2 rRNA genes are annotated in these 3,339 nt (G+C 50.8%); both read left to right on the top strand.

What is annotated here, in order from left to right:
• Nucleotides 1-174: 174 nt before the first annotated feature.
• A 23S ribosomal RNA gene (locus HX821_RS30445) occupies nt 175-3,068 on the top strand.
• A 153-nt stretch (nt 3,069-3,221) separates the two neighbouring features.
• Nucleotides 3,222-3,337, top strand: a 5S ribosomal RNA gene (gene rrf, locus HX821_RS30440).
• Nucleotides 3,338-3,339: the final 2 nt, after the last annotated feature.

Genomic DNA, 3,339 nt, shown 5'->3' with positions numbered 1-3,339 from the left:
TTGATTTCTAGTCTTTGATTAGATCGTTCTTTAAAAATTTGGGTATGTGATAGAAAGATAGACTGAACGTTACTTTCACTGGTAACGGATCAGGCTAAGGTAAAATTTGTAAGTAATTGCGAATTTTCGGCGAATGTCGTCTTCACAGTATAACCAGATTGCTTGGGGTTATATGGTCAAGTGAAGAAGCGCATACGGTGGATGCCTTGGCAGTCAGAGGCGATGAAAGACGTGGTAGCCTGCGAAAAGCTTCGGGGAGTCGGCAAACAGACTTTGATCCGGAGATGTCTGAATGGGGGAACCCAACCATCATAAGATGGTTACCTTACACTGAATACATAGGTGTATGGAGCGAACCAGGGGAACTGAAACATCTAAGTACCCTGAGGAAAAGAAATCAACCGAGATTCCCTTAGTAGTGGCGAGCGAACGGGGACTAGCCCTTAAGTGGCTTTGAGATTAGCGGAACGCTCTGGAAAGTGCGGCCATAGTGGGTGATAGCCCTGTACGCGAAAATCTCTTAGTCATGAAATCGAGTAGGACGGAGCACGAGAAACTTTGTCTGAATATGGGGGGACCATCCTCCAAGGCTAAATACTACTGACTGACCGATAGTGAACTAGTACCGTGAGGGAAAGGCGAAAAGAACCCCGGAGAGGGGAGTGAAATAGATCCTGAAACCGTATGCGTACAAGCAGTGGGAGCAGACTTTGTTCTGTGACTGCGTACCTTTTGTATAATGGGTCAGCGACTTATTTTCAGTGGCGAGCTTAACCGAATAGGGGAGGCGTAGCGAAAGCGAGTCTTAATAGGGCGTCTAGTCGCTGGGAATAGACCCGAAACCGGGCGATCTATCCATGGGCAGGTTGAAGGTTGGGTAACACTAACTGGAGGACCGAACCGACTACCGTTGAAAAGTTAGCGGATGACCTGTGGATCGGAGTGAAAGGCTAATCAAGCTCGGAGATAGCTGGTTCTCCTCGAAAGCTATTTAGGTAGCGCCTCATGTATCACTGTAGGGGGTAGAGCACTGTTTCGGCTAGGGGGTCATCCCGACTTACCAAACCGATGCAAACTCCGAATACCTACAAGTGCCGAGCATGGGAGACACACGGCGGGTGCTAACGTCCGTCGTGAAAAGGGAAACAACCCAGACCGTCAGCTAAGGTCCCAAAGTTATGGTTAAGTGGGAAACGATGTGGGAAGGCTTAGACAGCTAGGAGGTTGGCTTAGAAGCAGCCACCCTTTAAAGAAAGCGTAATAGCTCACTAGTCGAGTCGGCCTGCGCGGAAGATGTAACGGGGCTCAAACCATACACCGAAGCTACGGGTATCACCTTCGGGTGATGCGGTAGAGGAGCGTTCTGTAAGCCTGTGAAGGTGAGTTGAGAAGCTTGCTGGAGGTATCAGAAGTGCGAATGCTGACATGAGTAACGATAATGGGTGTGAAAAACACCCACGCCGAAAGACCAAGGTTTCCTGCGCAACGTTAATCGACGCAGGGTTAGTCGGTCCCTAAGGCGAGGCTGAAAAGCGTAGTCGATGGAAAACAGGTTAATATTCCTGTACTTCTGGTTATTGCGATGGAGGGACGGAGAAGGCTAGGCCAGCTTGGCGTTGGTTGTCCAAGTTTAAGGTGGTAGGCTGGAATCTTAGGTAAATCCGGGATTCTAAGGCCGAGAGCTGATGACGAGTCATCTTTTAGATGACGAAGTGGTTGATGCCATGCTTCCAAGAAAAGCTTCTAAGCTTCAGGTAACCAGGAACCGTACCCCAAACCGACACAGGTGGTTGGGTAGAGAATACCAAGGCGCTTGAGAGAACTCGGGTGAAGGAACTAGGCAAAATGGCACCGTAACTTCGGGAGAAGGTGCGCCGGTGAGGGTGAAGGACTTGCTCCGTAAGCTCATGCCGGTCGAAGATACCAGGCCGCTGCGACTGTTTATTAAAAACACAGCACTCTGCAAACACGAAAGTGGACGTATAGGGTGTGACGCCTGCCCGGTGCCGGAAGGTTAATTGATGGGGTTAGCTAACGCGAAGCTCTTGATCGAAGCCCCGGTAAACGGCGGCCGTAACTATAACGGTCCTAAGGTAGCGAAATTCCTTGTCGGGTAAGTTCCGACCTGCACGAATGGCGTAACGATGGCGGCGCTGTCTCCACCCGAGACTCAGTGAAATTGAAATCGCTGTGAAGATGCAGTGTATCCGCGGCTAGACGGAAAGACCCCGTGAACCTTTACTATAGCTTTGCACTGGACTTTGAATTTGCTTGTGTAGGATAGGTGGGAGGCTTTGAAGCGTGGACGCCAGTTCGCGTGGAGCCAACCTTGAAATACCACCCTGGCAACTTTGAGGTTCTAACTCAGGTCCGTTATCCGGATCGAGGACAGTGTATGGTGGGTAGTTTGACTGGGGCGGTCTCCTCCTAAAGAGTAACGGAGGAGTACGAAGGTGCGCTCAGACCGGTCGGAAATCGGTCGTAGAGTATAAAGGCAAAAGCGCGCTTGACTGCGAGACAGACACGTCGAGCAGGTACGAAAGTAGGTCTTAGTGATCCGGTGGTTCTGTATGGAAGGGCCATCGCTCAACGGATAAAAGGTACTCCGGGGATAACAGGCTGATACCGCCCAAGAGTTCATATCGACGGCGGTGTTTGGCACCTCGATGTCGGCTCATCACATCCTGGGGCTGAAGCCGGTCCCAAGGGTATGGCTGTTCGCCATTTAAAGTGGTACGCGAGCTGGGTTTAGAACGTCGTGAGACAGTTCGGTCCCTATCTGCCGTGGACGTTTGAGATTTGAGAGGGGCTGCTCCTAGTACGAGAGGACCGGAGTGGACGAACCTCTGGTGTTCCGGTTGTCACGCCAGTGGCATTGCCGGGTAGCTATGTTCGGAATAGATAACCGCTGAAAGCATCTAAGCGGGAAACTAGCCTCAAGATGAGATCTCACTGGAACCTTGAGTTCCCTGAAGGGCCGTCGAAGACTACGACGTTGATAGGTTGGGTGTGTAAGCGCTGTGAGGCGTTGAGCTAACCAATACTAATTGCCCGTGAGGCTTGACCATATAACACCCAAGCAATTTGCGTCGAAGAGACCAGATTGCGGTGTGTGAAGACGAAACGAACCGAAAGTTCGAGATCTTGCAAAACACCGAAAGCTATCACATACCCAATTTGCTGAAGCGAGGCCAACTGGCCACGACTCAGTACCCGAATTTCTTGACGACCATAGAGCATTGGAACCACCTGATCCCATCCCGAACTCAGCAGTGAAACGATGCATCGCCGATGGTAGTGTGGGGTTTCCCCATGTGAGAGTAGGTCATCGTCAAGATT

The sequence above is a fragment of the Pseudomonas sp. B6001 genome (genome assembly GCF_013386015.1).
Taxonomy (GTDB): domain Bacteria; phylum Pseudomonadota; class Gammaproteobacteria; order Pseudomonadales; family Pseudomonadaceae; genus Aquipseudomonas.
This window is presented reverse-complemented; position numbering and strand designations above follow the sequence as displayed.